The organism is Mesorhizobium sp. M7A.F.Ca.MR.176.00.0.0, assembly GCF_004023165.1.
In the GTDB taxonomy this organism is placed as follows: domain Bacteria; phylum Pseudomonadota; class Alphaproteobacteria; order Rhizobiales; family Rhizobiaceae; genus Mesorhizobium.
Genome location: NZ_RZTC01000293.1, coordinates 1 through 1,013, shown reverse-complemented (window position 1 = coordinate 1,013; position 1,013 = coordinate 1). Strand labels below are relative to the sequence as shown.

Below are 1,013 nucleotides of genomic sequence, written 5' to 3'. Positions count from 1 at the left end.
TATGGCATGAGCCGGGCCGAACTGTTTGCCGCAGTGGACGCTCCGGCGCTGAGACCTCTGCCGGCCGAGCCTTATGCCTTCGCCCTATGGAAACGCTGTCGGGTGGCGCCCGACTATCATGTCGAAGTCGACGGCAACTGGTATTCGGTGCCCTATCGCCTGATCCGCGAGCTCGTCGATGTCCGCATCGCCGATCGCACTGTGGAAGCCTTCTACAAGGGCGAACGGGTTGCCAGCCACGCCAAGTCCCCGGGCCGGCGCAACCATGCCACGCTTGCCGATCACATGCCCAGCGCCCATCGACGGCACGCCTCCTGGACGCCGACACGGATCAGCTTCGTAGCGGAGAAAATAGGTCCGTCCACGGCAGCCCTGACCACGGCGATCATGATGGCTCGGCCTCATCCCGAGCAAGGGTTCCGCACTTGCTGGGCATCTTCGCCCTGCAGAAAACCTACGGCGCTGCCCGTCTGGAAGCAGCCTGCCGGCGTGGAAACACCATCCAGGCCCGCTCTGTTGGCTCCATTCGCTCCATCCTCAAGTCTGGCTTGGACCGCGCCTTCGCGGACCCGGAACCCGAGCCCAAACCCCTACGCCACGGCAACATCCGTGGCCGCTCCTACTTCCACTGACCCTCATCATCAGGAGAGAAAAATGCTCGCACACCCTACTCATGAACGCCTCCTCGCCCTTGGCCTGGCCGGCATGGCCAAAGCCTTCGAGGAACAGAGAAGCTCGCCCGATCTTGCGGCCCTAACCTTCGAGGAGCGCATCGGCATCATGGCAGACAGGGAAGCGGCGGAACGTGACACCAAGCGCATGACCGCCCGTCTCAAATTTGCCGCCCTGCGGCAGAATGCTTGCGTGGAAGATATCGATCTGCGCATCCCGCGCGGCATCGACCGCGCCCTTCTTGCCAGGCTTGTCGCCGGCGACTGGATCTCTCGGCACAATAATTTGGCAATTACAGGCCCATGCGGCGTGGGAAAATCGTGGCTTGCCTGTGCCCTGGG

At 63.1% G+C, this 1,013-nt stretch carries 1 protein-coding gene and 1 pseudogene; both read left to right on the top strand.

Translation table 11 applies throughout. The features are described 5' to 3' along the window. A pseudogene (locus EOB59_RS34915) lies at nucleotides 1-632 on the top strand (transposase); the annotation flags it as partial. Between the two features lie 22 nt (nucleotides 633-654). Next, on the top strand, nucleotides 655-1,013 hold a 359-nt coding region (locus tag EOB59_RS34910; RefSeq protein WP_206622110.1), incomplete at its 3' end, for an ATP-binding protein.